This window comes from Bacillus cereus group sp. BfR-BA-01381, from assembly GCF_022663555.1.
Taxonomy (GTDB): Bacteria; Bacillota; Bacilli; order Bacillales; family Bacillaceae_G; genus Bacillus_A; species Bacillus_A pacificus.
This window is the reverse complement of the sequence record NZ_JAKUFR010000161.1, coordinates 1-5,117: the sequence shown is the minus strand read 5'-3', so window position 1 is coordinate 5,117 and position 5,117 is coordinate 1. Positions and strand designations below refer to the sequence as shown.

Below are 5,117 nucleotides of genomic sequence, written 5' to 3'. Positions count from 1 at the left end.
AAGAACGTGCAAAGCGAGAAAAGGAAGTTGGATAGTATAAATAAGGGGAGGCTGCATGAACTTCATGTAATCTCCTCTTTTTTTAATTGTTACTGCTGTCGCTTTTTGTCGGTAAGTCGATATATTTTAATAATCGCTGATATATTTCGAGAATCGTCGTTATATCTTAATAATCGCCGATATATTTTCAAACACCAATCAATATAATTTCATTTACCGACAAACCATTATCTGAATTTCATCAACTATTAATCAGTTGCCTTCCTATTTAAAAACGACTACAATTTTACTGTTATAGATGAACGAAAAAATAGAATAGGAGGGGAGACTATGCCAAGGAAAGTATGGCTATTAGTAGCTGGGATGATTATTAATGTCACGGGTGCTTCTTTTTTATGGCCTTTTAATACAATTTATTTGCATGATCACCTAGGAAAATCTTTATCTGTGGCCGGAATGGTATTAATGATCAACTCGCTTACTGGTGTAATCGGAAACTTGCTCGGCGGTGTTTTATTTGATAAATGGGGCGGTTATAAATCAACTTTAGTAGGGATTGTGATTACACTCGTATCGATTTTAGGTCTTGTGTTCTTCCACGGTTGGCCTTTATACGTTGTGTGGCTAGCGTTAATCGGTTTTGGTTCTGGAATGGTCTTCCCATCGATGTATGCGATGGTTGGTACGGTTTGGCCAGAGGGCGGAAGACGAGCATTTAATGCGATGTATGTTGGACAAAACGTTGGTATTGCGATTGGAACAGCGTGTGGTGGATTAGTTGCATCGTATCGTTTTGATTATATTTTCTTAGCGAACTTTATTTTATACTTTGTTTTCTTCTTAATTGCTTTTATTGGATTCCGTGGTATGGAAGACAAGAAAGAGCCAGGAGTACCAAAAGAAGTGGAAACGAAAAAAGGTTGGTCGCTTACACCTGGATTCAAAGCACTTCTTATCGTATGTGTAGCATATGCTTTATGCTGGGTTACATACGTACAGTGGCAAGGGGCGATTGCAACACATATGCAAGAATTAAACATTAGCCTTCGTCACTATAGTTTATTATGGACGATAAACGGAGCGATGATCGTTTGTGCGCAGCCGCTAGTTAGTATGCTAATTCGCTGGATGAAGCGTTCTTTAAAACAACAAATTATGATCGGAATCATCATTTTTGCGGCTTCATTTATTGTATTAAGTCAAGCGCAGCAATTTACGATGTTCCTTGTTGCGATGGTAACATTAACAATTGGTGAGTTATTCGTATGGCCAGCAGTTCCAACGATTGCAAATATACTTGCGCCAAAAGATAAGTTAGGGTTTTATCAAGGTGTTGTAAATAGTGCGGCGACTGTAGGGAAAATGTTCGGACCGGTCGTTGGCGGAGCAATTGTTGATTTATATAATATGGAAGTATTGTTTATAGCAATCATGGTAATGCTTGTAGTAGCGCTTATCGCAACGAGCATTTATGATAAACGAGTAAAAGTAGAAGAAACAGTTGAAGAAAAAATTGCAGTTTAGTTTGACGGAACATGTTCACATGTTTTAGAATATATTTAAATAAAACAACCTTTGGAACAAGGGAGATAGCTCGGCTGTCGTAAGACGAATTCGTTAGTTATTCATAGTAACGATTAACCGAGAAGCCCCGCTTTAAGCAAGCTCTTAAGAGATTCTAAGCGAAGGGTAGTTCACTTAACTCATATTTGTAATAACAGTGAGAAGGAGTAGTAGTAATAGAAGCTGGTTTAGAGAGTTGACGGTCGGTGCAAGTCAATCCACGTTTCGTTATGAACTCGCCTTTGAGTTGCAGTTGTGAAACTAATAGTAGCAATTGCCGTTAATCCACGTTACGGATCTAAGCGAATGTATATTTGTACATTAATTTAGGGTGGTACCGCGGGAATCTATAACCTCTCGTCCCTTTCTAGGGATGAGAGGTTTTTTGTATTTTGGGCGGTGAAAATAAATAGAATTTCAAGGAGGGTATCTCATGAGCTTTAATCATCAAGAAATTGAGAAGAAGTGGCAAGGGTACTGGGAAGAGAATAAAACATTCCGTACGCCAGATGAGACAGAAAAACCAAAATTTTATGCACTAGATATGTTCCCATATCCATCAGGTGCAGGCTTACACGTAGGACATCCGGAAGGTTATACAGCAACAGATATTTTATCTCGTATGAAGCGTATGCAAGGATATAACGTTCTTCATCCAATGGGATGGGATGCATTCGGTCTTCCAGCAGAGCAATATGCACTTGATACTGGAAACAGCCCAGCTGAATTTACAGAGCATAATATTAATACATTCCGTAACCAAATTAAATCATTAGGTTTCTCTTACGATTGGGACCGTGAAGTAAATACAACAGATCCAAACTACTACAAGTGGACACAATGGATCTTCCTAAAACTATTTGAAAAAGGCTTAGCTTACGTTGATGAAGTACCTGTAAACTGGTGCCCAGCACTTGGTACAGTACTTGCAAACGAAGAAATCATTGACGGTAAGAGTGAGCGCGGTGGACATCCAGTTGAGCGTCGTCCGATGAGACAGTGGATGTTAAAAATTACAGCTTACGGAGATCGTCTATTAGAAGATCTAGATGAGCTTGATTGGCCAGAAAGCTTAAAAGATATGCAACGTAACTGGATCGGTCGTTCTGAAGGTGCAGAAGTACACTTCAACATCGACGGTACAGACGAGAAGTTCACAGTTTTCACAACGCGTCCTGATACACTATTCGGTGCAAGCTACTGTGTACTTGCTCCGGAACATGCACTTGTTGCTGATATTACAACTGCTGAACAAAAAGAAGCTGTAGAAGCTTACATTAATTCAGTAAAAATGAAGAGTGATTTAGAGCGTACAGAACTTGCGAAAGAGAAAACTGGTGTATTCACTGGTGCTTACGCAGTTAACCCAGTAAATGGTGAGAAATTACCAATCTGGATCGCTGATTACGTTCTTGCAACTTACGGAACAGGTGCTGTAATGGCAGTTCCAGCTCATGATGAGCGTGACTATGAATTCGCATCAACGTTCAATCTTCCAATGAAGGAAGTTGTAAAAGGCGGAGACATTACGAAAGAAGCATACACAGGTGATGGTGCACACGTAAACTCAGCATTCCTTGATGGTTTAAATAAAGAAGAAGCAATCGCAAAAATGATTGAATGGCTTGAAGTAACGAGCGCAGGAAATCAAAAAGTAACATACCGTCTACGTGACTGGTTATTCAGCCGTCAACGTTACTGGGGTGAGCCAATTCCAGTTATTCACTGGGAAGATGGCACAATGACAGCTGTAAAAGAAGAAGAATTACCATTAGTTCTTCCGAAAACAGACAACATCCGTCCTTCAGGTACAGGTGAATCACCACTTGCTAACATTGACGAGTGGGTAAATGTTGTTGATCCGGAGACTGGTAAAAAAGGTCGTCGTGAAACGAACACAATGCCACAATGGGCTGGTAGCTGCTGGTACTACCTACGTTACATCGATCCAAACAATAGCGAAGCACTTGTAGATCCTGAAAAAGTAAAACAATGGCTTCCAGTTGATATTTATATCGGCGGAGCAGAGCACGCTGTACTTCACTTACTATATGCTCGTTTCTGGCATAAAGTATTATACGATATCGGTGTAGTTCCAACGAAAGAGCCGTTCCAACAATTATTCAACCAAGGTATGATTCTAGGTGAAAACAACGAGAAAATGAGTAAATCAAAAGGTAACGTTGTAAACCCTGATGATATCGTAGCAAGCCACGGTGCAGATACACTTCGTCTATACGAAATGTTCATGGGACCATTAGATGCTTCAATCGCTTGGTCTGAAAATGGTCTTGACGGAGCTCGTCGTTTCCTAGACCGCGTATGGCGTCTATTCGTTCAAGATAACGGTGAATTAAGTGAGAAAATTACTGATGCACCAAATAAAGAGCTTGAAAAAGCTTACCACCAAACAGTGAAGAAAGTAACAGAAGACTATGCAGAGCTTCGCTTCAACACAGCGATTTCTCAAATGATGGTATTCATCAATGATGCATACAAAGCTGAAACACTTCCGAAAGAATATGTAGAAGGTTTCGTAAAAATGATTGCACCAGTTGCACCTCACATCGGGGAAGAGCTATGGAGCAAACTTGGATACAATGAAACAATCACATATGCAAGCTGGCCAACATTTGATGAGTCTAAACTTGTAGAAGATGAAGTTGAAATCGTTGTTCAAGTTATGGGTAAAGTTCGCGCAAAACTAACAATGAGTAAAGACGCATCAAAAGAAGAAATGGAACAACTTGCACTTGAAGCAATTCAAGACCAAATTGAAGGGAAAACAGTTCGTAAAGTAATTGTAGTTCCTGGAAAACTTGTTAACGTTGTTGCAAACTAATTCATTCTAAAAAAAGCTCAGAGTATGTATACTCTGAGCTTTTTTTGTGTAGAAAATAATCTCTGGATTACCTTAGTGTAAGTTTTCAATTATTCTATTACGTACAAATAAAAGAGCGGAATTCCCATACAGACAAACACCTATTTTTCTATAGGAAATATGATAAAAAAGGTAGGCTAAATTGAGTAGAAGAGGTGAAAGGAATGAAAGGGATGGACAATAATGCACCACATGGTTTTTTCGGAGGTGGTTCGGACAGTTATGAACAAATGATGTTAATGGGAGGAGCTGGCCAACAAGGATACGGTGGTATTCCGAGCTGGATGGGCGGAGGAGCAGGAGGTTTTCCGACATCGGTAGCTGGTATGCAAACTGGAATGCCCACATTAATGGGGGGCTTTTCGACATCAGGGGCTGGAATGCCCACATTAATGGGGGGCTTTTCGACATCAGGGGCTGGAATGCCTACAGTAACAGGAGGCTTTCCAACATCAGTAGCTGGCGTACAGACAGGAATTCCAGTAGGGGTACCAACTACATTCCCATCTTTCGTTGGAGGAGTACAAACAGGATTTCCGGTACCGGGAGTAGGTGTTGTGGCAGGCGGAGTAGGTGGTTATCCGCAAGCTGTTCATGGTCATCATGTACATCACCATCACCAAGGCCAACACGGTCACCATGTACATCATCATCACCAAGGTCAGCACGGTCA

Annotated in this window: 2 protein-coding genes, 1 pseudogene and 1 other annotated feature; all 3 genes and pseudogenes read left to right on the top strand. The window is 40.5% G+C overall.

Annotation, left to right across the window (positions count from 1 at the left end; translation table 11 throughout):
- The first annotated feature begins 330 nt into the window (after nucleotides 1-330).
- A complete protein-coding gene (locus MR079_RS27540) occupies nucleotides 331-1,524 on the top strand; it encodes an MDR family MFS transporter (protein ID WP_242270060.1) in 1,194 nt (397 codons plus the stop codon).
- 187 nt (nucleotides 1,525-1,711) lie between these two features.
- Nucleotides 1,712-1,931: a binding site (T-box leader), on the top strand.
- 65 nt (nucleotides 1,932-1,996) lie between these two features.
- Nucleotides 1,997-4,405, top strand: a complete 2,409-nt coding sequence (leuS, locus tag MR079_RS27535; RefSeq protein ID WP_139869805.1) for a leucine--tRNA ligase — start codon at nucleotides 1,997-1,999, stop codon at nucleotides 4,403-4,405.
- Between the two features lie 203 nt (nucleotides 4,406-4,608).
- A pseudogene (locus MR079_RS27530) lies at nucleotides 4,609-5,117 on the top strand (hypothetical protein); the annotation flags it as partial.